Raw genomic sequence first — 23,476 nt, 5'->3', positions numbered from 1 at the left:
GCGCCATGGGCACCGGGCTCCTGACCATCGACCTCGACGCGGTCGCCGCGAACTGGCGCGCCCTCGACCGCGCCGCGCCGGGCACCGAGACATCGGCGGTGGTCAAGGCCGACGGCTACGGCCTGGGCATCGACCGGGTCGCGCCGGTTCTGGCGGCGGCGGGCGCGCGGAGCTTCTTCGTCGCCTTCGCCGAGGAGGGGGGAGCGCTGCGCCGCGCGCTGGGGCCGGAGGTGGCCATCTACGTTTTCGGCGGCCACATGGAGGGCGACGCGCCGGCGCTGCGCGACCATGCGCTGATCCCGATGTTGAACTCCCCGGAGCAGGTCGCGCGCCATGCGCGGGACCTGCCGGGCCACGCATACGGCGTGCAGCTCGACAGCGGCATGAACCGCCTGGGGATGGAGGCGGACGAGTGGGCGTCGGTGCGGGATCAGACGCGGGATGCGGTCCTCTTAAGCAGCCATCTGGCCTGCGCGGACGAGCCGGACCACCCACTCAACCGGACGCAGCTCGCGGCCTTTCGCGAAATGACGAACGGAGCCGGGGCGCCTCGCTCGCTCGCCGCGACCGGCGGCACGCTGTTGGGCCGCGACTGGCACTTCGAGATGACGCGGCCCGGCATCGGGCTCTACGGCGGCGCGCCCTTCAAGGCGGCGCAGCCGGTCGTGCGCCTGTCGCTGCCGGTGATCCAGGTGCGCGATGTCGCGGCGGGCGAGAGCGTCGGCTACGGCGCCACCTGGCACGCCGACGCGCCCGCGCGCATCGCTACTGTCTCGGGCGGCTACGCCGACGGCATCATCCGCGCGATGGGCAATCAGGCGCGGCTCTGGGCCGATGATCGGCCCTGCCCGCTCGCGGGGCGCGTCTCGATGGACCTGCTCACGGTCGACGTCACGCATCTCGCCGAAGTGCCGGAGATGCTCGACCTGATGGGCCCGCACCAGACCATCGACGACGTGGCCGACGCCGCGGGGACAATAGGCTACGAAATCCTGACCTCGCTCGGCCACCGCTACCGGCGGCGCTACGTCGGCGGCCCGCGGTGAAGCCCCTTGCCGCCGTGGGCCGCGCAGCGCTGGCGCTGCTCGCGGTGATTGGGCGCGTCGCGCTTTTCGCCGCCTCCAGCCTCAGCCACCTCGTGCGGCCGCCGTTCTACTTCCGCGAGTTCGGGCACGCGCTCCTGACCATCGGCTGGTTCAGCCTGCCCGTTGTCGGCCTCACCACCCTCTTCACGGGCGGTGCGCTGGCGCTTCAGATCTACTCCGGCGGATCGCGCTTCAACGCCGAGGCGGTGGTGCCGTCGATCGTTGCCATCGGCATGGTGCGCGAACTCGGGCCGGTGCTGACCGGGCTGATGGTCGCGGGGCGCGTGGCGGCCGCCATCGCCGCAGAAATCGGCACGATGCGCGTGACCGAGCAGATCGACGCGCTGGCGACGCTCTCAACGAACCCGATGAAGTATCTCACGGTGCCGCGGGTGCTGGCGGCGACACTGGCGCTGCCGGTGCTCGCGGCCGTCGGCGACGCGATCGGGATCATGGGCGGCTATCTGGTGGGCGTGACGCGGCTCGACTTCAACGCGGCCGCCTACATGACGAACACCATCGACTTTCTCGAGACGGGCGATGTGGTGTCGGGGCTGGTGAAGGCCGCCGTCTTCGGCTTCATCGTGGCGCTGATGGGCTGCTATCACGGGATGAACTCGGGCCGCGGCGCACGGGGCGTCGGCCGGGCGACGACGAACGCGGTCGTCTCCGCCTCGATCCTGATCCTCGCGTCGAACTACCTGCTGACTGAGCTCTTCTTCTCCGCATGATCGAGGTGCGCGGCCTCTTCAAGCGGTTCGGCGCCAACGAGGTGCTGCGCGGCGTGGACGTCACCGTGCCAAAGGGGCAGAGCCTCGTGGTCATCGGCGGCTCCGGCACCGGAAAGTCGATCCTCTTGAAGTGCATCCTGGGGCTCGAGCGACCGGACGCCGGTACAATCAGGGTCGCCGGTGAGGACGCGCGGCGCAGCGATCGCGAGGCGTACCTCGCGCGCTTCGGTATGCTGTTCCAAGGCGGCGCGCTCTTCGACTCAATGCCGGTCTGGCAGAACGTGGCGTTCCGGCTGATGCGCGGGCGTGGCAGGCTGAAGCGCGCCGAGGCGAGATCGGTCGCCGTCGACAAGCTCCGGCGCGTGGGTCTTGGGCCGGAGGTGGCGGACCTCTACCCGGCGGAGCTGTCGGGCGGGATGCAGAAGCGCGTCGGCCTCGCCCGCGCGATAGCCGCAGAACCCGATATCATCTTCTTCGATGAGCCGACGACGGGCCTCGACCCGATCATGGCAGGCGTCATCAACGACCTCATCCGCGAGATCGTGGTCGAAATGGGCGCGACGGCGGTCACTATCACGCACGACATGTCGAGCGTGCGCGCCATCGCCGACCGCGTGGCAATGCTGCACGCCGGCAAGGTTCGATGGGAGGGCCCGGTGGACGAGGTGGACAGCGCGCCGGACCCCTACCTACGGCAGTTCGTAGAGGGCTCCGCAGACGGACCGATTCCCGCAGTGCGATGATGCCATTGCGCGGGAACCTGACCGCGCGATCCAGCGTTTCCTGAAGTCACGGTGAGTCTAGAACAGCGATTACGGGTAGTTGCGATGAGCTTGGCAATGTCGCTTCTCGGCTTGATGGCCTCGCTTCTCGCCGCCTGCGCGGCGTTCGGAGTGGCGGTCCTCTTCTTCCGACGGATGCTTGGGAGCACGCGCTCGCGTCAACGGATATATGGCGGAGCAGCCGGGCTGGCAGCGCTGGTCGGGATCGTCAATCTGGCGGCTCCGTTCATAGTTGAGGACGCGTTCCTGCATGGCCTCTTCGCCTATACCGGTTTTGCGCTGGTGGCGGTCTGGTTCGCGATCCGCGCCGTCGTCGACCTAACTGATGAGATCGAGACGTCGGAAGCCTGACCGCCCTTTGACGGCCCGCTTGCCCGCAGCTAGACGCGCGGCATGGCTCGTCCGTCCCGCCTTACCTGCACCGCCTGTGGTGCCGTCCATTCGAAGTGGTCGGGGCGTTGCGACGCCTGCGGCGAGTGGAACTCCATCGTGGAGGAGGCGCCGCTTTCGGCACAGGCGCACCGCGCCGGCCTCGGCGGCGGCAGGGGCAGCCCGCTCCACCTGACGGATCTCGCGACGGCCGAAGCCCCACCGCCGCGCACGGCCAGCGGCCTTGCCGAGCTCGACCGTGTGCTCGGCGGCGGGCTCGTGCCCGCTTCGGCTATCCTCGTCGGGGGCGATCCGGGCATCGGGAAATCCACTTTGCTGCTGCAAGGCGCGGCGGCGTTCGCCAATGCGGGACTGAAATCTCTCTATGTCTCCGGCGAGGAGGCGTCGGCGCAGGTGCGGATGCGGGCGCAGCGGCTGGGACTTGCCGCCTCGCCCGTGCGCCTCGCGGCAGCCACAAGCCTGCGCGACATCCTGACGACACTCGAGGCCGAGCAGCCGGACGTCGTGGTGATCGACTCGATCCAGACGATGTGGTCGGACGCGGTGGAGAGTGCGCCGGGCTCGGTGGCGCAAGTGCGCGCGGCGGCGCACGAGCTGACATCCTTCGCCAAGCGGCGCGGCGTCTCGGTAATCCTGGTCGGCCACGTGACCAAGGAAGGGCAGATCGCGGGACCGCGGGTGGTCGAGCACATGGTCGACACGGTCCTCTATTTCGAGGGCGAGCGCGGCCACCAGTTCCGCATCCTGCGCGCCGTCAAGAACCGCTTCGGCCCGGCCGACGAGATCGGCGTCTTCGAGATGACGGGCGGCGGGCTCGCCGAGGTCGCGAACCCCTCGGCCCTCTTCCTGTCCGAGCGCGACCGGCCGGCGCCGGGCTCGGCCGTTTTTGCCGGAGTGGAGGGAACGCGCCCGATCCTCTGCGAATTCCAGGCGCTGGTCGCGCCGTCGACGCTCGGCCAGGCGCGGCGCAGCGTCGTCGGCTGGGACGGCGGGCGCCTCTCGATGATCCTCGCGGTGCTCGAGGCACGCTGCGGCATTCCTTATTCGGGCCTCGACGTCTACCTCAACGTCGCGGGTGGACTGCGTGTGACCGAACCCGCCGCCGACCTCGCCGCCGCGGCGGCGCTGCTTTCGGCGCGTGAGGACGTCGCCCTGCCCGAGGGCGTCGTCGTTTTCGGAGAGATCGGCCTCTCGGGAATGCTCCGGCCCGTTGCCCAGACCGAAGCACGAATGCGGGAGGCGGCCAAACTCGGCTTCACCGGCGCGATCCTGCCGGAGCGCAGCACAGCCGGTCCGGCGGACGCGGGTTTCGCCCAGCATCGGCTTGCCGACCTCGCCGCCTTTGTGGGAGAGAACTTCGGCGCCGGCTGACGGCGCGCCGCGGAGCGAGTGCATGGAAGGCTTCACCATCGTCGACGGGGTCGTCGCCCTGGTCATCGTGATCTCGGCGATCCTCGCCTACTCCCGCGGTCTGGTGCGCGAGCTGATGGCGGTGGTCGGCTGGATCGCGGCCGCGATCGTGGCGTTCATCTTCGCGCCGACGGTCGAGCCGCTGGTGACCGAGATCCCGGTCGTCGGAGACTTCCTCACGGAATCGTGCGAGCTGTCGATCATCGCGGCCTTCGCCCTGGTGTTCGCGGTTGCGCTGGTGATCGCCTCGATCTTCACGCCGCTCTTCTCCTCCATGGTGCAGAACTCCGCGCTCGGGAGCGTGGACGCCGGCCTGGGCTTCCTCTTCGGCGTCGCGCGAGGGGTACTGCTCGTCGCGGTGGCCTTCCTCGTCTACGATCGCGTGATGGTCGGCGAGACCTTTGCGTCGGTCGAACAAAGCCGTTCCGCGGCGGTTTTCGAGCGCATGCAGGACAACCTAGACGAGCAGATGCCGGAGGATGCGCCGGGCTGGATCGTCGCTCGGTACGAGGAGCTGGTGGCGAGCTGCGGCGCGCAATGATCCGATCGTGACGAAGCTTTCGTGACACTGGCCGGCGGAGCGACTATGTAGCCGCGTGACTCGTGCCTCACCGGATTGGCCGATGCCCTGCTTTCCCGACCGTTCGCCCTTCGACCCTGCCTGGAACGAGGATCGCCTCCGCGAGGAGTGCGGCGTCTTCGGCGTCGTGGGCGTGGCCGAGGCGGCTAATTTCGTCGCCCTCGGGCTCCACGCCCTGCAGCACCGCGGGCAGGAGGCGGCCGGCATCGTCAGCCACGATCCGGCGCAGGGCTTCAACTCCGCCCGGCGATTCGGCTATGTGCGCGACAGCTTCACCGACCCCGTCCTGATGGAGACGCTGCCCGGGCCGATCGCGATCGGCCACGTGCGCTACTCCACCGCCGGCTCGAAGGGCAATACGGCGATCCGCGACGTGCAGCCGTTCTTCGGCGAGTTCTCGATGGGCGGCGCGGCAATCGCGCACAACGGCAACATCGTCAACGCGCTTGATCTGAGGCGTGAGATGATCGACCGCGGCTCGATCTTCCAGTCTTCGTCGGACAGCGAATGCATCATCCACCTGATGGCGCGCTCGCTGCAGCGCACCATCCCCGAGCGGATGAAGGACGCGCTGCGCCGGGTCGAAGGCGCCTTCTCGGTAGTCGCGATGACGCGCACGAAGCTGATCGGCGTGCGCGACCCGCTCGGCGTGCGACCGCTGGTGTTGGGCAAGGTCGGCGACGGCTGGGTGCTGAGCTCGGAGACATGCGCGCTCGACATCATCGGCGCCGAGTTCGTGCGCGAGATCGACCCGGGCGAAATGGTCGTGATCACACCCGAGGCCGGCGTCGAGAGCCACCGGCCATTTGCGCCGTCTCGGCCACGCTTCTGCATATTCGAGCACGTCTACTTCTCGCGACCCGACTCGATCCTCGGCGGGCGTAGCGTCTACGAGACACGCCGGGCCATCGGCGCCGAACTTGCGCGCGAGGCCCCTGCCGAGGCGGACCTCGTCTGTCCGGTCCCTGATTCAGGCACGCCCGCCGCGATCGGCTTCAGCCAGGTCTCGGGCATCCCCTACGCTATGGGGATCATCCGCAACCAGTACATGGGCCGTACCTTCATCGAGCCGACCGAGCAGATCCGCAGCCTCGGCGTGCGGCTGAAACTGAACGTCAACCGGGCGCTGATTCGCGACAAGCGTGTGGTGCTGGTAGACGACAGCGTCGTGCGCGGCACCACGAGCCGCAAGATCAAGGAGATGATCCTCGATGCCGGCGCGGCCGAGGTCCATTTTCGCATCGCCTCGCCGCCGACCGCCTGGCCCTGCTTCTACGGTGTGGACACGCCGCAACGCGAGAAGCTGCTCGCCGCCACGATGAGCGAGGCGGAGATGCGTGACCATCTCGGCGTCGACAGCCTGCGCTTCATCTCACTCGACGGTCTCTACCGCGCAGTTGGCTCTGAGGCGCGCGATCCGGCGCAGCCGCAGTATTGCGACGCCTGCTTCTCGGGCGACTATCCTGTCGCGCCGTCCGACATGATCGAACGTGGGTTCCGTCTGAAAGCGGCCGAGTAAGCGGAACGACGGTCGACTTTCCTCCGGCTGCCGTCCGCTCTATCAGCACGCCATGAACAAACCTGTCGCTCTCGTCACCGGCGCATCGCGCGGCCTCGGCTCGGCCATCGCCGAGATTCTTGCCGCAAGCCACCACGTCGTCGCCGTAGCCCGCACCGTCGGCGGGCTTGAGGAACTCGACGACCGGGTGCAGGCGGCAGGAGGGCAGACTACGCTGGCGCCGATGGATGTCACGGACGCAGACGCCATGGCGCATCTCTGTCGCGGCATCTACGACCGCTGGGGCGGGCTGGAACTTTGGGTCCATACGGCGGTCCACGCGGCACCTTTGAGCCCGGCCACGCATCTCGACGAGCGCGACCTGAAGACTTCGATCGAGGTCAACGTACGTGCGACAGCGCGACTGATCGCCATGGTGGCACCGCTGCTGCGACAATCGGGCCGGGCCGTCTTCTTCGACGACCCGCGTGCCGGCGCGAAATTCTTCGGTGCCTACGGCGCGACCAAGGCGGCGCAGATCGGCCTTGCCCGCTCATGGGCCGCCGAAACTGAGCGAACGGGGCCCGCCGTCCATGTGCTGGAGCCGCGCCCGATGCCGACCGCCGTCCGCGCCCGCTTCTATCCGGGCGAGAACCGTGACATGCTCGAAGCGCCCGCTGACGAGGCGCGCCGATTGCTCGAGCTGGCGCGCTGACGCAACGTGCCCTTTCACAGATCGCGCTCTGCCTGTAACAGGACGCTGTCCGAACATCCCGGAGCTTGCACTTTGACCGTCACCCGCCCGATCATCGCCATGCCCGACGCCCAGACCGTGACCGAGATCCGCCACTGGACCGACCGGCTCTTCAGCTTCCGCGTCACGCGCCCGCGCAGCTTGCGCTTCCGCTCCGGCGAATTCGTCATGCTGGGGCTGATGGGCGACAACGGCAAGCCGCTCCTCCGCGCCTATTCCATCGCCTCGCCGTCCTGGGACGAGGAACTGGAGTTCTATTCGATCAAGGTGCCTGACGGCCCGCTGACGTCGCGGCTGCAGCACATTCAGCCGGGAAACCAGATCGTACTGCGGCCGAAGCCTGTCGGCACGCTGGTGCTCGACGCGCTGCTCCCCGGTCGGCGGCTCTGGTTTTTTGCCACGGGGACGGGCGTCGCTCCGTTTGCTTCGTTAGTCCGGGATCCGGACACTTACGAGCGCTACGACCAGGTCATCCTGACCCACACATGCCGCCACGCCGACGATCTTGGCTACAGCCGGGATCTGGTGGCAGCGACGATGGACGACCCGCTGGTGGGTGAGCAGGCGCAGGCGCAACTGTCTTACTTTCCCACGACTACTGCCGACGAGAGCGCACAGATGGGGCGTATCACTAATCTGCTGCGCAGTGGGGAGGTGTTCCAGGCTCTCGACGTTCCGCCGATCGACCCGGTCAGCGATCGCGCGATGGTCTGCGGCTCGATCGCGCTCAATACGGATATGAAGGAAATCCTTGAAGGCTTCGGTCTCCGCGAGGGGTCGAACAGCAAGCCTGCGGAGTACGTTGTCGAGAAGGCGTTCGTGGATTGAAAATGACCGCCGCGGTGGAAGCCGCGGCGGTCCCGTCTGTCAGCCCTATTCGCCGAGCGCGGTCCGCACTTCTTCGAGCACATCGGCCAGTTGCTCGGGATCGTCCTGTGCCGCCTCGAGGTCGCTCGTCAGCGTCGTCTTCTGCTCTTCGTCGAGGTCCGACGCTTCGATGAGCTCGACCGCCTGATCGTAGTCGAAGCCTTCGACCGTCAGCACGTCTTCCGCGCCGGCCGTCGTCTCCTCCGCAGGCGCGGCGGCGTCGACACCCTCTTCGAAGGTGACCTCGCCTTCGCCCGCCTCAACCGTGATGGTCTCGTCGACTTCCGTCTCAGCGGGCGCGTCGGCCGCGGCGGCGTCATCTTCGGCAGCCACGTCCTCGACCGCATCGGCAGGCTCTTCCGTCGCAGCGTCGTCGGCAGTGAGGCCGGCCGCATCGACCTCTTCCGAAGCCGCGTCGCCCGTCAGACCTGGATCCGTCGCCGTCTCGCTTTCAGTAAGCGCCATGGACTCGTCTGTGGGCACTTCGCCGGTCTCGACGCCGGCATCGACCGGCTGTTCGTCCACGACGGCGTCCTCAACCTCTTCGGGTGCCTCCTCGACCTCCCCCTCCTCGACGACGGGGGCGGGTTCAACCGTGGCGGTCTCAACGGTTTCGTCGGTGCCCCCGAACGGAATGAATATGATCAGGAGGATCACGATGATCGCCGCGACGACGGCGATAAGAAGATTGCGATTCATGGTCAAAGCTCCGTACGTTCGCGGAATATACTCATCCTACGCCCAGGGGGCCCGTCCAGTTCCCGCAGAGCTTGTTTGCAGGCGGCATTCCGCTTGAACGAGGACGACCTTCGGCCTATCTTCTGCCACCGCAGTTTTAACCACACAAGGACGCGTACCATCGCCAGAAGACCCCACAACGCCCCGCCGGTGCGTGACACGGGCCCCCGGGTCAATTCCAAGATCAGGGTCCCCGAAATTCGGCTGATCGGCCCTAACGGAGAGAATGTCGGCGTCGTCACCCCAGAGCGGGGCATGGCCATAGCCGAGGAGGTTGGCCTCGACCTCGTCGAGATTTCTCCCAACGCATCGCCGCCCGTCTGCAAGATCATGGACTTCGGCAAGTTCAAGTATGAAAACCAGAAGCGCGAGAGCGAAGCCAAGAAAAAGCAGAAGACGATCGAGGTGAAGGAGGTGAAGTTCCGCCCCAACACCGACACGCACGATTACGACGTCAAGATGCGGAACGTCACCCGGTTTCTCGAGGCGGGCGACAAGGTGAAGGTCACGCTGCGATTCCGCGGCCGCGAGATGGCGCACCAGAACCTCGGACGTGATCTGCTCGAACGCGTCGCCGCCGATGTGGAGGGCCTGGGCAAGGTCGAGAACATGCCCAAGATGGAAGGCCGGCAGATGGTCATGATGATCGGGCCGAGCCGCTGAGCCGATTCGCCCCCGCCTGGCGCGGGGGCATTCCTGCGACGGCGGCTCAGGGCATCAGGGACTGCACGCTCTCGAACGTCTCCAGCTCGGGCGCGCCTAGATAAATCTCGCGATGGCTTCCGGCGCCCCGATGTGCGGCGCGAAACGCCTCGGATCTCGTCCACTCCGCAAAGGCCGCTTCACTCTTCCACATCGTGTGCGAGGCGTAGAGGCGATAGCCATCCCGCTCCGGACCCTTCATCAGGTGAAACGCCATGAAGCCCGGCACGTCCGCAAGATGGCTGTCGCGCGTGGCCCAGACCTCCTCGAACTGGTCCTCGTGCCCGATCTTCACCTTGAAGCGGTTCATCGTCAGGTACATGGCCCCTCCTCCGGGCTGGCATTCCGCAGCTTGCGGAGTCATCTACGGGTCGCGTGAGCAGAGGATACCGAGATGAAGCTCTTCGTCGGCCTTGGCAACCCGGGTACGCGATATGCCGGCAACCGCCACAATGTCGGCTACATGACGGTCGAGCGGATCGCGGCGGATCACGGCTTCGGACCTTGGCGATCGAAGTTCCAGGGTCAGGTTTCCGAAGGGCGGCTTGGCGAGGATAAGGTCGTGATGCTGAAGCCGGAGACCTTCATGAACCGCTCCGGGCAGGCGGTGGGCGAGGCGGCGCGCTTCTACAAGCTCGACCCGACGGACATCGTGGTGTTTCACGACGAGCTCGACCTGCCGCCGGGCAAGGTGCGCGTGAAGAGCGGCGGCGGTCACGCAGGACACAACGGGCTGCGCTCGCTCCACGGGCATGTCGGCGAAAGCTATCAGCGCGTGAGGCTCGGCATCGGACACCCCGGGCATAAGGACGCGGTCGCAGCCTACGTGCTGCACGATTTCGCCAAGGCCGATCAAGATTGGCTGGACGACGTCCTGCGCGGCGTCTCGGACGGGGCAGCCTACTTGGCCGCCGGTGACGGAGGGCGCTTTATGAACGCCGTGGCGCAGCGGATCGCACCTGCGCGGCCGTCCGCCGGCCCGCCTACGGCGCCATCCGCCGATCCGAAGCCTGCGCCGGACGAGCGATCGCCTCTGCAGCGCCTCGTGGATCGGTTTCGCTGACGCGCGAGAAGGCTCGGCAGGCCACGCCTGCTCCGTTAATAGAAAGGCATCAGGAGAGTTTCGCGATGCTCCAGAAGGACCCGTCGATCAACGTGCTGGGCGAGCCGCTGGAGCACTGCTCCACGCAGCCGCGCACCGGCTTCTTTCGCGACGGCGCCTGCAACACCTGCAGCGAGGACCGCGGCAGTCACACAGTCTGCGCGATTATGACGGCAGAGTTTCTGGCGTTCTCCGCCTATGTCGGCAACGATCTGAGCACTCCGCGGCCCGAGTCTGGATTCCCCGGCCTCAAGCCCGGCGACAGCTGGTGCCTCTGCGCCGCCCGTTTTCTCCAGGCCTATGACGAGGGCCTGCCGCCGAAGGTAAAGCTCGGTGCGACGCACCGCCGCGCGCTCGACATCGTCGCGCTGGAGATCCTGCGCGAGTCCGCGTTCTAGGACGCCACCTTCAGGCGTCCGCCGAAAGCCTCCTCGTCCATAAGATCATCGATAAAGAGGCTCAGAAGCTGCGAGCGTCCGCTGACCCCGGCCTTGCGGTAGATGGCGTTGGTCTGGGCCTTGACCGTGCCTTCGCTCGTCTTCCGCAGCGCCGCGATCTCGGCCGTCGACAGCCCCTTGATCGCAAAGAGCGCGACATCGCGCTCGGCCGGGGTCAGGCGCCACTCGACAAAGCGCTCCTGCATCAGCTCCATGAAGGCGCCGGAGGCCGCGCGCAGCGCCGCCTCGGCCCGCACCGTGCGCACCCTGCTGTTCCTGAGCGCGAGCCCACCCAGGACGATGCCGAGGAGCAGGCCGAGTGAGGCCGCAATCTCGATAACCTCGCGCATCTGCCAGTTGATCGGTGTGTAGGGCAAACCCATCAAGGTCATCAGGATCTCGCCGACGAAGAACAGCGCGCAGAGCGACTGCACCACAATGAGCGCAACGATGGCGCGCCGGCTCAGCAAATCGTCGTGCCTTCTTCAGCTCGCGGCCGGCGCAGTATCAACCCTTGTCCCTGCCGTTCCCGTTCCCGCCACCATTCCCGTTGCCGCCGCCGTTCCCGCCACCGTTACCGTTCCCGCCACCGTTACCGTTCCCGCCACCGTTCCCGTTTCCGCCACCGTTCCCGTTGCCGCCGCCGTTCCCGCCACCGTTTCCGTTCCCGCCACCGTTCCCGTTGCCGCCGCCGTTGCCGTTCCCGTTCCCGCCAGCGTTGCCATTGCCGCCGCTTCCGTTCCCGTTCCCGCCAGCGTTGCCATTGCCGCCGCTTCCGTTCCCGTTGCCATTGCCGCCGGCGCCAGAGTTGCCAGCTCCGCCGTTGCCGTTCCCGCCGCCAGCCGATCCTCTGTCGGCGCCGTCCAATGCTCCGGTCGCTCCACCGCCTCGGGCGTCTTGCGGCGCGTCGATAGAAGGCTCCTGTGACGGACTGCTGCCGCTCCGCGTCACGCCGCCCTGCAGCGTCGGCGCGATCGATGCGGGCGCGCTCTGGGTCTGCGCCGCCTGTTCCGGCGACGCTTCGGACGTGTAGTCGCGCATGATCGCGCCGCTCGACGGGTTGAGGATGATCTCGCGCGTGCGGCCCGGCGAGCTCCCAACGAAGCGCATCCGGCCGAGCCAGGTGCGCGAAACGCGGACCTCGCTGTAACCATCGCGGGCGAGTTCGTTGATGATCGTCTCGCGCGAGGCGGATACCGCCGGCGTGGCGGTCACTCCGATCGTCACGCATAGCATGAGAAGCCGCACGGCGCGTCCCGGCTGAAGGCGCCGTCCGCACCGCCAAGTCGCGCGCCTGAATTGCTCAGCGCCTGTCATTCCTGTTCTTCGCCTACTCGCTACGCACAACTGCTGTACGGGCCGCGGAAGCCCCTCGCCGCTCGTCGGGCATTCTTAACATGGCCGCAGGAAAAAGGCGATCAGGCGGCTGGGTCGATCTCCACGCCCAGCGCCTTGGCCACGGTGAAGATGTCCTTGTCGCCGCGCCCACACATGTTCATGCAGATCAGGTGATCGCTCGGAAGCTCCGGCGCAATCTTCATGACGTGGGCGAGGGCGTGGCACGGTTCCAGCGCCGGGATGATGCCCTCCGTCTCGCAGCAGAGCTTGAACGCCTCTAGCGCCTCCGAATCGGTGATCGACACGTACTCAGCGCGCCCGATGTCGTGCAGCCAGGCATGCTCCGGACCGATGCCCGGATAGTCGAGGCCAGCGGAGATCGAGAAGCCTTCCAGGATCTGCCCGTCGTCGTCCTGCAGCAGGTACGTGCGGTTGCCATGGAGCACGCCCGGCCGGCCGCCGGTCAGCGAGGCGCAATGCTCCATCTTGTCGTTGACGCCCTTGCCGCCCGCCTCGACCCCGATGATCCGCACCTCCTTGTCGTCGAGGAACGGATAGAAGAGGCCCATCGCGTTGGACCCGCCGCCGATCGCGGCGACGATCGTGTCGGGCAGCCGACCCTCCTGCGCCTGCATCTGCTCCTTCGCTTCCTTGCCGATGATCGACTGGAAGTCCCGGACCATCGCCGGATACGGATGCGGGCCCGCCACCGTGCCGATGCAGTAGAACGTGTCGCGCACGTTGGTGACCCAGTCGCGCAGGGCGTCGTTCATCGCATCCTTGAGCGTGCCGCGACCCGAAGTGACCGGCACGACCTTCGCGCCCAGCAGGCGCATGCGAAAGACGTTCGGCTGCTGCCGCTCGACATCGTGCGCGCCCATGTAGACGACGCAGTCGAGCCCGAAGCGGGCGCAGACCGTCGCCGTCGCGACCCCGTGCTGCCCGGCCCCGGTCTCGGCGATGATGCGGGTCTTGCCCATCCGGCGAGCGAGCAGGATCTGCCCCAGCACGTTGTTGATCTTGTGCGCCCCGGTGTGGTTCAGCTCGTCGCGCTTGAGGTAGACCTTGGCGCCGCCCAGCCGCTCCGTCAGGCGCGGCGCGAAGTAGAGCGGACTCGGACGGCCGACATAGTGGGTCCAGAGATCTTCCATCTCGGCCCAGAAGTCCGGGTCGCTCTTCGCCCTCTCGTACTCCGCCTCGAGATCGAGAATGAGCGGCATCAGCGTCTCGGAGACAAACCGCCCGCCGAAATCGCCGAAGCGGCCGTGCTCGTCCGGGCCGGTCATGAAGCTGTTCAGCAGATCCTCGGGCATCGCGGCCATCCCTCCTCAGGTGAGGTCGCGTTTAAACCCGATGTGCGAGGCGGTAAAGCCGAGGCGCTCGTAGAAGGCGTGCGCCCGCGTGCGCGAGCGGTGGGTGGTGAGCTGAACCAGGCGGCAGCCGGCGGCACGGGCACGCGCTTCGGCGTCCCGCATCATCGCGGCGCCTACACCCGAGCCGCGGAGATGCGCGGCGACGCGGACTCCCTCGATCTGCGCCCGGCGCGCGGCGCGGAGCGACAGGCCATCCAGCAGGGTCAGCTGGTAGCACGCCACGACCTCGTCCTCCTCGGCACCTACCACCAGCATCTGAAGCTCGCTGGCGCGCAGCCGGTCGAACGCGTTGAGGTAGATGGACATGTCCCCACCCTCGCGCGCCGCGCCGAGGTGGTCGTCGCGCAGCAGCTCCACGATAGCCGGCACATCCTCGCGCGCGGCGTCACGGAAGCGGATCACGCCCGAGCTGCCGCTATGAACGCGGCGATGCGATCGGCGTCCTTGACCCCGGGCGCGCGCTCGACGCCTGAACTGACGTCGACCTGCCGCGCCCCCGTCAGCCGGATGGCGTCCGCCACGTTCTCCGCCGTGAGACCGCCCGCCAGCATCCAGGGCACGGACCAGCGTCGGCCTGCGATCAGCCGCCAGTCGAAGGCGATACCGTTTCCGCCGGGCAGATCCGCCCCCGCCAAGGGCTTTGCATCTACGAGGAGCTGGTCTGCCACCCGTGCATATTCTTCCAGCGCCGGCAGGTCCGCTTCGCCTGCGACGCCGACCGATTTCATTACCGGCAGTCTGTACCGGTCACGCAGTGCGGCGACCCGCTCCGGTGTCTCGCGCCCGTGGAGCTGCAGCATGTCGAGCGGCACCATCTCCACGATCTCGTCCAGCCTGGCATCGTCGGAATCGACGGTCAGCGCCACCTTCGCGATCCCCTCGGGCACCGAGCGTGCCATGAAAGCGGCATCGTCAAGGTCAAGGTTGCGAGGGCTCGGGGCAAAGAAGACGAAGCCGAGATACCGCGCACCGGCCAGCAGTGCCGCGGGTATATCAGCGCTCTCGGTAATCCCGCAGATCTTGACGCGGACGTCGGGTGGCATCTCAGCGCACGGTGCTGCGGTCGTCCAGCAGCGCCAGCACCTCGTCGTCCTTCCGTCCCGGGCGGCCGGGCGTGTGCGTCATCTCGCGCTCCAGCCGCTCGCGCTCGCGGCGCTGGCGCCGCGCCTCGGCCCTGTAGTGGTGCTCGCGCATCCACTCCCAGACGAAGCCGATCAGCAGGCCCACGGCTATGCCCAAGAAGATCACCAGGAACAGGGGCAGTGTCAGCTCCCACGTCAGGCCGAGGAACCCCGCCATGGCCTCAGGCAGCAGGCGCAACGTCACCGGCGCCGAATTGGCAACGGCCACGGTCACCAAGACCACCACCAGGATGCCGAGCAGGACGTAGTTGATGATGCGCATCTAGTCTTTTCCGTTCAGTCGGTCGCGCAGCAGCTTGCCGGTCTTGAAGAAAGGCACATGCTTCTCATCGACCTCGACCGCCTCTCCGGTTCTGGGGTTGCGGCCGGTCCGCCCGTCCCGCTTCTTGACGGAAAAGGCGCCGAAGCCCCGCAGCTCGACCCGATCGCCTCGTTCCATCGCGGCAACGATCTCCTCGAACACGGTACCGACGATCCGCTCCACGTCCCGCTGATAGAGGTGAGGGTTCTCGTCTGCAATCCTCTGGATCAGTTCGGACCGGATCATCCAGACATTCCCTCTTATCCAGCCGGGCGCACCTTCCCCCCGGCGCCAGCAAGCTAAACAAGTATAATCGCTTAGCGTTCCATCGCCACACTTTTATCGAGACCTGAAACGACGACGGCCCCGCCGAGGCGGGGCCGTCCGATCTCTTGTGCGGTAGACTACCTGTCGCCCTTCAGCGCGGCTCCGAGGATGTCGCCGAGCGAGGCGCCGGAGTCGGACGAGCCATACTGCTCCACCGCTTCCTTCTCCTCCGCGATCTCGCGCGCCTTGATCGAGAGGCCGAGGCGCCGCGTCTTCTGGTCGACGTTGGTGACGCGCACGTCGATCTTGTCCCCGACCTGAAAGCGCTCAGGCCGCTGCTCCGACCGATCGCGGCTGAGATCCGAGCGGCGGATGAACGACTTCGCGCCCTCGTATTCGACCTCGATGCCACCATCCTCGATCGCGGTGACCGCGACGGTGATGATCGAGCCGCGCTTCACGCCGCCGACCGCTTCGGTGAAGCTGTCGTCGAGCGCCTTGATCGAGAGCGAGATCCGTTCCTTCTCGACGTCTGTCTCGAGCACGACTGCCTTGACCACGTCGCCCTTGCGGAAGTTCGCCATGGCGTCCTCGCCGCGCTGGTCCCAGCTCAGGTCGGAAAGGTGGACCATGCCGTCGATGTCGCCCGGCAGGCCGATGAAGAGGCCGAACTCGGTCATGTTCTTGACCTCGCCCTCGACCATCGTGCCCTCCGGATGGGTCTCGGCGAAGACCTCCCACGGGTTGCGCATCGTCTGCTTGAGGCCCAGCGACACGCGGCGCTTGGCGCTGTCGATCTCGAGCACCATGACCTCGACCTCTTGCGAGGTGGAGACGATCTTGCCCGGATGGACGTTCTTCTTGGTCCAGCTCATCTCGGAGACGTGGACCAGGCCCTCGATTCCCGGCTCCAGCTCCACGAAGGCGCCGTAGTCGGTGATGTTGGTCACGCGGCCGGTGTGGACCGAACCCAGCGGGAACTTGGCCTCGACCGTATCCCACGGATCGTCCTGCAGCTGCTTGAGACCCAGGGAGATGCGGTGCGTCTCCTTGTTGATCTTGATGACCTGCACCTTGATCGTCTCGCCGATCTGCACGACCTCGCTCGGGTGGTTGACCCGGCGCCAAGCCATGTCGGTGACGTGCAGCAGGCCGTCGACGCCGCCGAGGTCGACGAAGGCGCCGTACTCGGTGATGTTCTTGACCACGCCGTCGATCGCCTGACCCTCGGTCAGGCCGGCGATGACCTCGGCGCGCTGCTCGGCGCGGCTCTCTTCGAGGATGGCGCGGCGCGACACAACGATGTTGCCGCGGCGGCGGTCCATCTTGAGGATCTGGAACGGCTGCTTGAGGCCCATGAGCGGGCCGGCGTCACGCACCGGACGCACGTCGACCTGGCTGCCGGGCAGGAACGCCACCGCACCGCCGAGATCGACCGTGAAGCCGCCCTTGACGCGGCCGAAGATCGCGCCCTCGACGCGGTTCTCATCGGCATAGGCCTTCTCGAGACGATCCCAAGCGGCCTCGCGGCGGGCCTTGTCACGGCTGATCGACGCCTCGCCGCGGGCGTTCTCGACGCGGTCGAGATAGACCTCGACTTCATCGCCCACCTGAATCTCGGGGGCCTCGCCGGGATTCGCGAACTCTTTGAGGTCGACGCGGCCTTCCATCTTATAGCCGACGTCGATGATGGCTTGGCCCGCCTCGATGGCGATGACCTTGCCTTTGACGACGGAGCCTTCCTCCGGCGTCTCTATTTCGAAGCTTTCGTTGAGGAGGGCTTCGAAATCCTCCATGGATGCGTTTTTCGCCATGCGGCTCAGGGTTCCTTCGGTTGCGTCTTTCACTGGCCAGACGGTTGTGTCCGCCGGTCTTTGGTCAGGCTTCGCGATGCGGTTGCGAACAAAATCAGGGCCGGATTAGGTCCGACCCTGCTCAAGTCTCTCGTTCACGACCGTTACCGCCGTTTCGACGGCTGCCTCTATACTCATGTCGGTCGTGTCGAGCAAGACTGCATCCTCCGCGGGCCGCATCGGTGCAAAGTCGCGGGCGGCATCACGCGCGTCGCGCGCCCGCAGGTCCGCCAAGACCGCCGCCTCGCTCAATTCCCGATCGCTGCTCCGCAGCTCCAACCAGCGGCGGTGCGCTCGGGCCGCGTCCGAGGCCGTTACATAAAGCTTCACGTCGGCCCGCGGGCAGATCACCGTCCCGATGTCGCGTCCGTCAAGGACGGCGCCCCCCTCGCGCCGCGCGAAGTCGCGCTGGAACTCGATCAGCGCCTGCCGCACCTCTGGCAGCGCCGCCACCCGGCTCGCCGCCTGACCCGCCTCGGCCGACCGCAGCCCCTGCGCGGCGAGGTCCGCCGCCGTCAGCGCGCGCGCCGCCTGGACCGGATCCTCCCCGCCCAGCACCCGCCTCCCCGTGGCGCGGTAGAGCAGCCCGGTGTCGAGATGCGCCATGCCGAAGCGCTGGGCGAGGGCGCGCCCGATCGTCCCCTTGCCCGCGGCGGCAGGCCCGTCGATCGCGACGGTGAAGGAACGGCTCCCGAGCGAAGCCGTCACGCGACCTCTTCGGCGGCCATGCGCAGGTCCGCGCCGACGCCGTTCATCAGCGGCTCGAAGGTCGGAAAGGAGGTCGCGATGGGTCCCGCATCGTCGACCGTGACCGGATGCCGGGCGACCATGCCGAGGCAGAGGAACGACATCGCGATGCGGTGGTCCAGACGCGCCGCCACCGTCGCCCCACCCCGAACGCCACCAGGGCCAGCGCCATGCACGACGAGCGTGTCCTCGTCCTCCTCCACGCGCACGCCGCAGGCTTCGAGCCCCCGCGCCATCGCGTCGATACGATCGCTCTCCTTCACGCGCAATTCGCGCACGCCGCGCATGACGGTCGTGCCCTCCGCGTTAGCGGCCAGCACGGCGAGGATCGGGTACTCGTCGATCATGCTCGGCGCGCGCTCCGGCGGCACCTCCACCCCGGTCAGCGTCGAGTGACGGACCCGCAGGTTCGCCATAGGCTCGCCACCCTCGTCGTCGACATCCTCGAACTCGATCTCGGCGCCCATCTCCAGCAGCGTCTCGTAGAGGCCGGCACGCGTGGAATTCAGTCCGACGCCGGGTATCAGCACCTCGGACCCCGGCACCGTCAGCGCCGCCGCGACCAGGAATGCCGCGGACGAGGGGTCCCGCGGCACGACGATCTCCTGCGGACCCAATTCCGGCAGCCCATAGAGCGTGATGATCCGGCCGCCGTCCTTTTCGTCGACCCTGATCTCGGCGCCAAAGTGCGACAGCATCCGCTCGGTGTGGTCGCGCGTCGGCTGCGGCTCGACCACCACGGTCTCGCCCGGAGCGTTCAGCCCCGCCAGCAGCACCGCCGACTTCACCTGCGCCGATGCCACCGGCAGCGTGTAGCGCACCGGCACCGGATGCCGCGCGCCGATCAGCGTGAGCGGCAGCCGCCCTCCCTCGCGCCCGTAGGCGTGTGCGCCGAACTTCGAAAGCGGCTCGACGATGCGCTTCATCGGCCGACTGCGGAGGCTGGCGTCGCCGGTGAAGGTGGCGGTGATGGGAGAGGTAGCCATCGCCCCCATTACGAGGCGTGCGCCGGTGCCGGAGTTGCCGCAGTCGATGACGTCCTCCGGCTCGCCGAAGCCGCCCACTCCGACGCCATGAACCAGCCACTCACCATTGCCCGTGCGCTCAACACGCGCACCGAACGCGCGCATCGCCGCGGCTGTGTCGAGTACGTCCTGCCCTTCGAGAAGTCCGCGAATGCGGCTCTCGCCCACCGCCATGGCGCCGAGGATCAGCGCGCGGTGGCTGACGGACTTGTCCCCCGGCACCTCGACGGTGCCGGAAAGCGGGCCGCAGGGGTGGGACGTCATCGGGACGCGCGCGCCGTGACCGGCCATGTTTCACCTCGCCATTCTGGGCGGCTTTAGGCGATGCGCCGCACCGGGTCCAGCCCGACCACGAGCTCTGGCCATTGCCGGCCATAGACACCATAGTGGCAGCTTGACCCGAACCGGACGCCATTCCACCGATCGCGCTCCTGATGAGCTGACGCCTCCCTCACGCCGCTCGGCAACACGCATGTCGAGTCTGCCGGAACCGGAGCGACGGCGCACACGTTCGCGGGAGTTGCCATGATCAAGGCTCATTCCATGAAAGATCAGATCCATTCGCCCAAGGCTTTGGCGATGACGACGCCGCGCTCCAGGATCCGCGAGGGGCGCCCGTTCCCGCTGGGTGCCACCTGGGACGGGCTCGGCGTGAATTTCGCGCTCTTCTCCGCCAACGCCACGAAGGTCGAGCTCTGCCTCTTCGACATCGAGGGCGAGAAGGAGATCGAGCGCATCGAGCTGCCGGAATACACTGACGAGGTGTGGCACGGCTACCTGCCCGAGGCCCGGCCCGGCACAGTCTATGCTTATCGCGTCCACGGCCCCTACGAGCCCGACGCCGGGCATCGCTTCAACCCCAACAAGCTGCTGCTCGACCCCTACGGAAAGCAGCATGTCGGCGAGCTGAAGTGGGGACCCGAGCTTTTCGGCTACACCATCGGCTCAAAGGACGAGGATCTGTCGTTCGACGAGCGCGACAGTGCCCACCTGATGCCCAAGTGTCGGGTCATCGACCCCGCCTTCACCTGGGGCCAGGCGACGCGCCCGACGGTGCCGTGGGAGGCGACGATCACCTACGAGATGCACGTCAAGGGCTTCACAAAGCTCAACCGGCACATCCCGGAGGACGAACGCGGCACCTTCGCCGGCCTCGCCCACTCCCGCGTCGCCGACTACCTGCGCACCCTTGGGATCACCTCGGCCGAGCTGCTGCCGATCCATGCCTTCGTCGACGACAGCTACCTCGTCGACAAGGGGCTCAGGAACTACTGGGGCTACAACACGATCGGCTTCTTCGCGCCCGAGCCGCGCTACCTGTTCTCTCCGTTCGTGAACGAGTTCAAGGAGATGGTGAACCAGTTCCACGCGGCTGGCATCGAGGTAATCCTCGACGTGGTCTACAACCACACCGCCGAGGGAAACGAACGCGGACCGACCCTGTCCTTCAAGGGGATCGACAACGCGAGCTACTACCGGCTGATGCCGGACAACGCGCGGCACTACATCAATGACACCGGCACCGGAAACACGGTCAACCTCAGTCATCCGCGCGTGCTGCAGATGGTGGCCGACTCCCTGCGCTACTGGGCGACCGAAATGCGCGTGGATGGCTTCCGCTTCGACCTCGCCACCATCCTCGCGCGCGAGGCCTACGGCTATGACGAGGGCGGCGGCTTTCTCGACAGCTGTCGGCAGGACCCGGTGCTCTCGTCGGTGAAGCTCATCGCCGAGCCTTGGGACATCGGCCCCGGCGGCTATCAGGTCGGCCAGTTTCCCCCCGGCTGGGCCGAGTGGAACGACAAGTACCGCGACACTGTGCGCGCCTTCTGGAAGGGCGAGGACGGCAAGCTGCCGGAGTTCGTCTCGCGCATCTCGGGCTCGGCGGACCTCTTCAACCGGCGCGGGCGCAAGCCGTGGGCCAGCGTCAATTTCATCACCGCGCATGACGGCTTCAACCTGAACGACCTCGTCTCCTACAACGACAAGCACAACGAGGCGAACGGTGAGGACAACCGCGACGGCCACTCCAACAACCACTCCTGGAATCATGGCGTGGAGGGCCCGACCGACGACGAGGAGATAGTCCGCCTGCGCGAACGGCAGAAGCGCAACATGATGGCGACGCTCCTCCTCAGCCAGGGCACGCCGATGATTCTGGCAGGTGACGAGTTCGGCCACACCCAGAAGGGCAACAACAACTCTTACGCGCAGGATAACGAGATCAACTGGCTCGACTGGGAGGGAATCGACGACAAGGGCCGGGCGCTGCGGGAGTTCACGCGCAAGCTGATCGCGGTCCGCAAGGCCTACCCGATCCTGCACCGCGGGCGGTTCCTTGCCGGGGAATACAACGAGGAGCTCGACGTCAAGGATGTCACTTGGCTCTCGCCCAACGGCGAGGAGATGGGCGGCGACGACTGGGACGATCCGCGGGCCAAGTGCTTCGGGATGCTGCTGGACGGACGGGCGCAGCCCACCGGCATCAAGCGCCGCGGCTCGGACGCGACGCTGATGATCGTCTTCAACGCCTATCACGACGTGGTGGAATTCTCGCTTCCCGAGGCGCCGGGCGGCTCGCGCTGGGTCGGACTGATCGACACCAACGATCCGGACCGGACGGACACGCCGTCCTTTCCCTTCGGTCATGAGTACGAGGTGACCGGGCACTCGCTCCTGCTCTTCGTGCTGGCGACGGAAGAGAGCCAGCCGCGGCGGCTGCGCGCCGGCGTCTCCGCGATCCTGTCGGTGGCGGACGAGCCGCTGAGCGACGAAATGCTCTGAGCCCGGCTCAGCGGCCCGACTTCAGCCAGTCTCGCGCCTCGCGCAGCGTGCGAAACACCTCGCGCGCGGCGAAGGTGCTGCCGACCTGGAGCCGCTGGAAGGCGGTCGACCGCGCTCCATCCCCAGGTTTCCCGTCTCGTCTTCGGTGGTGGCGCGGATCAGCGCGACATGAAACGGGAGGGCGCGATAGAAGAGCCAGTCCTCGCCCGCGTGGCTGATACGCTCGACCAGATCCTCCTTCGCCCGCATTGACTCGACCGCCGCCGTTCAGCGGGTCGACGAACGTGTCCACCCCGACCTTCGTCACAAGGCCAAGCCGCTTCGCGCGATCTCGCGGTAGAGCTGCGAAATTACGCCCTGCGGCAGGTTTCACGCCGCGATCCGATCCTCCAGCGCCAGCTTGCCGATCTTCGGGGTCAGCCCCCAGTGCCCGCCGATCGCGCGCGCCAGCAGTCCGTCGTGCCCCAGCCGGTTCAGCCCACGTCCGCGCCCATCCCCCCTGTCCGGCAGCATAGACGAGCGTCAGCGCCCGCGGCGCCGCCGTCTGCACGAAGCGCCGCTCCAGGGCATCGAGCAGCGCCTCCGGCACGCCTATCCCCACAAAGCCAGACGTCGCGATCGTGTCGCCGTCATGGATGAGCCTCGTCGGCCGAGACAAGCTTGCCGCTCATCTTGAGCCGACCTTTCGCGGGGTGTCACGGGCTTCGCATGCAACCATCCCCCGGCCTTGCCGACTTCCCCAAGGGTTAGCAGCGCCGTGCCGAAGTCGGCAAGCGCCATCGACCGGATGCACTTGCAGGATGCAGTGTCCTGAGCCATCTGCCTCGAAGGCAGCGGCAACCTCCTGCCGCTGTGCCAGTTGACGAGACATGCTCACGATACTCCCTCGACCGACGGGGCTACGGCGCGCAGGCCGCGTTTCACGCCCATGAGTGCCGCCGCCCGGTCCCTGCCCCGGCCGCGCCTTTCGGAGATGCTGGCGCGTGGCGCATCAGACGCGCAGAGCGAGCGCATCGCCATCGGCGAACTGATCGGCCATTTCGGGCACCGAGCCTTCGGCGCACTTATCCTCTTCTTCGCGGCGCCCAACTGCATCCCGATCCCGCTGCCCGGGCTGTCCTTCCTCTTCGGGATGCCGCTCCTGCTGCTATCGCTCCAGATGGCACTGGGGCGGGACGAGCCGTGGCTGCCGCGCTTCATCCGAGTGCGCTCGATCCAGACCGTCGATTACCGGCGGATCGTCGGCGCCCTGCGCAAGCCGCTCGATCGCATCGAGCGGCTGATCCGGCCGCGCCTGCTGCCCGTCACCTCGCGCAGAGGCGAACGGGTGCTTGGCCTCTTCGGCATCACCTTCGCGCTGGTCCTGTTCCTGCCGCTGCCGTTCGGCAACGCCGTGCCGGGGCTGGGACTGGCGCTGATCGGCATAGGTACGGTCGAGCGCGACGGGCTGGCCGCGCTCATCGGTGTCGCCATCGGTCTCGCCGGCCTCGTCATCGTCGCGGGAGCGGCGGCCGGCCTCGTCCTGGCCGGCCTCGCCCTTGTGACCGAGTTCTTTCTCTAGTCCGCCTGA

28 protein-coding genes are annotated in these 23,476 nt (G+C 67.3%); 14 read left to right on the top strand and 14 right to left on the bottom strand.

What is annotated here, in order from left to right:
* Positions 1-5: 5 nt before the first annotated feature.
* The 9 genes from alr (at position 6) to JM664_RS10415 (ending at position 8,058) form a co-directional block, all read left to right on the top strand.
* Positions 6-1,046 carry an alanine racemase gene (gene alr / locus JM664_RS10455; protein ID WP_227419843.1) on the top strand — a complete coding sequence of 347 codons (1,041 nt, stop codon included), beginning with the start codon at positions 6-8 and terminating at the stop codon, positions 1,044-1,046.
* Positions 1,043-1,816: an MlaE family ABC transporter permease gene (locus JM664_RS10450; protein WP_227419842.1), complete on the top strand. Its 774-nt coding sequence runs from the start codon at positions 1,043-1,045 to the stop codon at positions 1,814-1,816. The genes alr and JM664_RS10450 overlap by 4 nt, the downstream gene beginning before the upstream one ends.
* Positions 1,813-2,559, top strand: coding sequence for an ABC transporter ATP-binding protein (locus JM664_RS10445; RefSeq protein ID WP_227419841.1), 747 nt, complete (start codon positions 1,813-1,815; stop codon positions 2,557-2,559). Before JM664_RS10450 ends, JM664_RS10445 begins: the two co-directional genes overlap by 4 nt.
* Positions 2,560-2,655: 96 nt before the next feature.
* The gene (locus tag JM664_RS10440; RefSeq protein ID WP_227419840.1) at positions 2,656-2,949 is read left to right on the top strand and encodes a hypothetical protein; all 294 of its coding nucleotides are present in this window, start codon (positions 2,656-2,658) and stop codon (positions 2,947-2,949) included.
* Positions 2,950-2,991: 42 nt separating this feature from the next.
* Positions 2,992-4,359 (top strand): DNA repair protein RadA, encoded by a 1,368-nt coding sequence (gene radA, locus JM664_RS10435; protein WP_227419839.1) that lies wholly within the window; start codon positions 2,992-2,994, stop codon positions 4,357-4,359.
* Between the two features lie 22 nt (positions 4,360-4,381).
* A complete protein-coding gene (locus JM664_RS10430; protein ID WP_227419838.1) occupies positions 4,382-4,939 on the top strand; it encodes a CvpA family protein in 558 nt (185 codons plus the stop codon).
* Between the two features lie 82 nt (positions 4,940-5,021).
* On the top strand, positions 5,022-6,497 hold the full coding sequence (gene purF / locus JM664_RS10425; RefSeq protein WP_227419837.1) for an amidophosphoribosyltransferase: 1,476 nt from the start codon (positions 5,022-5,024) through the stop codon (positions 6,495-6,497).
* Between the two features lie 52 nt (positions 6,498-6,549).
* Complete coding sequence (locus tag JM664_RS10420; protein ID WP_227419836.1) at positions 6,550-7,191, top strand: SDR family NAD(P)-dependent oxidoreductase; 642 nt, start codon at positions 6,550-6,552, stop codon at positions 7,189-7,191.
* A 99-nt stretch (positions 7,192-7,290) separates the two neighbouring features.
* Positions 7,291-8,058, top strand: a complete 768-nt coding sequence (locus tag JM664_RS10415; protein ID WP_227419967.1) for a ferredoxin--NADP reductase — start codon at positions 7,291-7,293, stop codon at positions 8,056-8,058.
* A gap of 45 nt (positions 8,059-8,103) precedes the next feature.
* Here the strand turns inward: JM664_RS10415 and JM664_RS10410 are convergent, their stop codons facing one another.
* The gene (locus tag JM664_RS10410) at positions 8,104-8,796 is read right to left on the bottom strand and encodes a hypothetical protein (protein WP_227419835.1); all 693 of its coding nucleotides are present in this window, start codon (positions 8,794-8,796) and stop codon (positions 8,104-8,106) included.
* A 93-nt stretch (positions 8,797-8,889) separates the two neighbouring features.
* Between JM664_RS10410 and infC the strand changes: the two genes are divergently transcribed.
* The gene (infC, locus tag JM664_RS10405; RefSeq protein WP_227419834.1) at positions 8,890-9,498 is read left to right on the top strand and encodes a translation initiation factor IF-3; all 609 of its coding nucleotides are present in this window, start codon (positions 8,890-8,892) and stop codon (positions 9,496-9,498) included.
* 46 nt (positions 9,499-9,544) lie between these two features.
* Here infC and JM664_RS10400 read toward each other — a convergent pair whose 3' ends face one another.
* Complete coding sequence (locus JM664_RS10400) at positions 9,545-9,859, bottom strand: antibiotic biosynthesis monooxygenase family protein (protein ID WP_227419833.1); 315 nt, start codon at positions 9,857-9,859, stop codon at positions 9,545-9,547.
* Positions 9,860-9,931: 72 nt separating this feature from the next.
* Here JM664_RS10400 and pth point away from each other — a divergent pair, with 72 nt between their 5' ends.
* A complete protein-coding gene (gene pth / locus JM664_RS10395) occupies positions 9,932-10,600 on the top strand; it encodes an aminoacyl-tRNA hydrolase (protein WP_227419832.1) in 669 nt (222 codons plus the stop codon).
* Between the two features lie 65 nt (positions 10,601-10,665).
* Complete coding sequence (locus tag JM664_RS10390) at positions 10,666-11,037, top strand: DUF2237 family protein (protein ID WP_227419831.1); 372 nt, start codon at positions 10,666-10,668, stop codon at positions 11,035-11,037.
* Here JM664_RS10390 and JM664_RS10385 read toward each other — a convergent pair.
* The 10 genes from JM664_RS10385 to aroA form a co-directional block, all read right to left on the bottom strand.
* Positions 11,034-11,546, bottom strand: coding sequence for a helix-turn-helix transcriptional regulator (locus tag JM664_RS10385; RefSeq protein ID WP_227419830.1), 513 nt, complete (start codon positions 11,544-11,546; stop codon positions 11,034-11,036). The genes JM664_RS10390 and JM664_RS10385 overlap by 4 nt on opposite strands.
* Positions 11,547-11,583: 37 nt before the next feature.
* Entirely contained in the window at positions 11,584-12,324 is a 741-nt protein-coding gene (locus tag JM664_RS10380) for a hypothetical protein (RefSeq protein WP_227419829.1), read from the bottom strand.
* A gap of 170 nt (positions 12,325-12,494) precedes the next feature.
* Positions 12,495-13,727: a tryptophan synthase subunit beta gene (gene trpB / locus JM664_RS10375; protein WP_227419828.1), complete on the bottom strand. Its 1,233-nt coding sequence runs from the start codon at positions 13,725-13,727 to the stop codon at positions 12,495-12,497.
* Between the two features lie 15 nt (positions 13,728-13,742).
* Positions 13,743-14,189 carry a GNAT family N-acetyltransferase gene (locus JM664_RS10370; protein ID WP_227419827.1) on the bottom strand — a complete coding sequence of 149 codons (447 nt, stop codon included), beginning with the start codon at positions 14,187-14,189 and terminating at the stop codon, positions 13,743-13,745.
* Positions 14,186-14,830: a phosphoribosylanthranilate isomerase gene (locus tag JM664_RS10365; RefSeq protein ID WP_227419826.1), complete on the bottom strand. Its 645-nt coding sequence runs from the start codon at positions 14,828-14,830 to the stop codon at positions 14,186-14,188. Before JM664_RS10365 ends, JM664_RS10370 begins: the two co-directional genes overlap by 4 nt.
* A gap of 1 nt (position 14,831) precedes the next feature.
* Complete coding sequence (locus JM664_RS10360) at positions 14,832-15,191, bottom strand: LapA family protein (protein WP_227419825.1); 360 nt, start codon at positions 15,189-15,191, stop codon at positions 14,832-14,834.
* Positions 15,192-15,476 (bottom strand): integration host factor subunit beta, encoded by a 285-nt coding sequence (gene ihfB / locus JM664_RS10355; RefSeq protein WP_227419824.1) that lies wholly within the window; start codon positions 15,474-15,476, stop codon positions 15,192-15,194.
* A 158-nt stretch (positions 15,477-15,634) separates the two neighbouring features.
* Positions 15,635-17,311, bottom strand: coding sequence for a 30S ribosomal protein S1 (rpsA, locus tag JM664_RS10350; RefSeq protein WP_227419823.1), 1,677 nt, complete (start codon positions 17,309-17,311; stop codon positions 15,635-15,637).
* 105 nt (positions 17,312-17,416) lie between these two features.
* The gene (locus tag JM664_RS10345) at positions 17,417-18,058 is read right to left on the bottom strand and encodes a (d)CMP kinase (RefSeq protein ID WP_227419822.1); all 642 of its coding nucleotides are present in this window, start codon (positions 18,056-18,058) and stop codon (positions 17,417-17,419) included.
* A complete protein-coding gene (aroA, locus tag JM664_RS10340) occupies positions 18,055-19,413 on the bottom strand; it encodes a 3-phosphoshikimate 1-carboxyvinyltransferase (protein ID WP_227419821.1) in 1,359 nt (452 codons plus the stop codon). The genes JM664_RS10345 and aroA overlap by 4 nt, the downstream gene beginning before the upstream one ends.
* 288 nt (positions 19,414-19,701) lie before the next feature.
* On the opposite strand from aroA, the gene glgX reads away from it, so the two are divergent.
* The gene (glgX, locus tag JM664_RS10335; protein ID WP_406675791.1) at positions 19,702-21,906 is read left to right on the top strand and encodes a glycogen debranching protein GlgX; all 2,205 of its coding nucleotides are present in this window, start codon (positions 19,702-19,704) and stop codon (positions 21,904-21,906) included.
* A gap of 21 nt (positions 21,907-21,927) precedes the next feature.
* On the opposite strand, the gene JM664_RS10330 is transcribed toward glgX, so the two are convergent.
* Together JM664_RS10330 and JM664_RS10325 are read right to left on the bottom strand one after the other, a co-directional pair.
* A complete protein-coding gene (locus JM664_RS10330; RefSeq protein ID WP_227419819.1) occupies positions 21,928-22,155 on the bottom strand; it encodes a hypothetical protein in 228 nt (75 codons plus the stop codon).
* A gap of 120 nt (positions 22,156-22,275) precedes the next feature.
* Positions 22,276-22,419 (bottom strand): hypothetical protein, encoded by a 144-nt coding sequence (locus JM664_RS10325; protein WP_227419818.1) that lies wholly within the window; start codon positions 22,417-22,419, stop codon positions 22,276-22,278.
* A gap of 460 nt (positions 22,420-22,879) precedes the next feature.
* On the opposite strand from JM664_RS10325, the gene JM664_RS10320 reads away from it, so the two are divergent.
* Positions 22,880-23,467, top strand: coding sequence for an exopolysaccharide biosynthesis protein (locus JM664_RS10320; RefSeq protein WP_264465602.1), 588 nt, complete (start codon positions 22,880-22,882; stop codon positions 23,465-23,467).
* Positions 23,468-23,476: the final 9 nt, after the last annotated feature.

This window comes from Roseitranquillus sediminis (genome assembly GCF_016918935.1).
Taxonomy (GTDB): Bacteria; Pseudomonadota; Alphaproteobacteria; order Rhodobacterales; family Rhodobacteraceae; genus Roseitranquillus; species Roseitranquillus sediminis.
The sequence above is the reverse complement of the archived record's forward strand: the minus strand, read 5'-3'. Positions and strand labels throughout refer to the sequence as shown.

Coding starts and splice junctions, on each gene's coding strand:
- alr (WP_227419843.1), top strand. CDS start 6: ATGGGCACCGGGCTCCTGACCATCGACCTCGACGCGGTCGCCGCGAAC.
- JM664_RS10445 (WP_227419841.1), top strand. CDS start 1,813: ATGATCGAGGTGCGCGGCCTCTTCAAGCGGTTCGGCGCCAACGAGGTG.
- JM664_RS10440 (WP_227419840.1), top strand. CDS start 2,656: ATGTCGCTTCTCGGCTTGATGGCCTCGCTTCTCGCCGCCTGCGCGGCG.
- radA (WP_227419839.1), top strand. CDS start 2,992: ATGGCTCGTCCGTCCCGCCTTACCTGCACCGCCTGTGGTGCCGTCCAT.
- JM664_RS10430 (WP_227419838.1), top strand. CDS start 4,382: ATGGAAGGCTTCACCATCGTCGACGGGGTCGTCGCCCTGGTCATCGTG.
- purF (WP_227419837.1), top strand. CDS start 5,022: ATGCCCTGCTTTCCCGACCGTTCGCCCTTCGACCCTGCCTGGAACGAG.
- JM664_RS10420 (WP_227419836.1), top strand. CDS start 6,550: ATGAACAAACCTGTCGCTCTCGTCACCGGCGCATCGCGCGGCCTCGGC.
- JM664_RS10415 (WP_227419967.1), top strand. CDS start 7,291: ATGCCCGACGCCCAGACCGTGACCGAGATCCGCCACTGGACCGACCGG.
- JM664_RS10410 (WP_227419835.1), bottom strand. CDS start 8,796: ATGAATCGCAATCTTCTTATCGCCGTCGTCGCGGCGATCATCGTGATC.
- JM664_RS10400 (WP_227419833.1), bottom strand. CDS start 9,859: ATGTACCTGACGATGAACCGCTTCAAGGTGAAGATCGGGCACGAGGAC.
- pth (WP_227419832.1), top strand. CDS start 9,932: ATGAAGCTCTTCGTCGGCCTTGGCAACCCGGGTACGCGATATGCCGGC.
- JM664_RS10390 (WP_227419831.1), top strand. CDS start 10,666: ATGCTCCAGAAGGACCCGTCGATCAACGTGCTGGGCGAGCCGCTGGAG.
- trpB (WP_227419828.1), bottom strand. CDS start 13,727: ATGCCCGAGGATCTGCTGAACAGCTTCATGACCGGCCCGGACGAGCAC.
- JM664_RS10365 (WP_227419826.1), bottom strand. CDS start 14,830: ATGCCACCCGACGTCCGCGTCAAGATCTGCGGGATTACCGAGAGCGCT.
- JM664_RS10360 (WP_227419825.1), bottom strand. CDS start 15,191: ATGCGCATCATCAACTACGTCCTGCTCGGCATCCTGGTGGTGGTCTTG.
- ihfB (WP_227419824.1), bottom strand. CDS start 15,476: ATGATCCGGTCCGAACTGATCCAGAGGATTGCAGACGAGAACCCTCAC.
- rpsA (WP_227419823.1), bottom strand. CDS start 17,311: ATGGCGAAAAACGCATCCATGGAGGATTTCGAAGCCCTCCTCAACGAA.
- aroA (WP_227419821.1), bottom strand. CDS start 19,413: ATGGCCGGTCACGGCGCGCGCGTCCCGATGACGTCCCACCCCTGCGGC.
- glgX (WP_406675791.1), top strand. CDS start 19,702: ATGACGACGCCGCGCTCCAGGATCCGCGAGGGGCGCCCGTTCCCGCTG.
- JM664_RS10330 (WP_227419819.1), bottom strand. CDS start 22,155: ATGCGGGCGAAGGAGGATCTGGTCGAGCGTATCAGCCACGCGGGCGAG.
- JM664_RS10325 (WP_227419818.1), bottom strand. CDS start 22,419: ATGCTGCCGGACAGGGGGGATGGGCGCGGACGTGGGCTGAACCGGCTG.
- JM664_RS10320 (WP_264465602.1), top strand. CDS start 22,880: ATGCTGGCGCGTGGCGCATCAGACGCGCAGAGCGAGCGCATCGCCATC.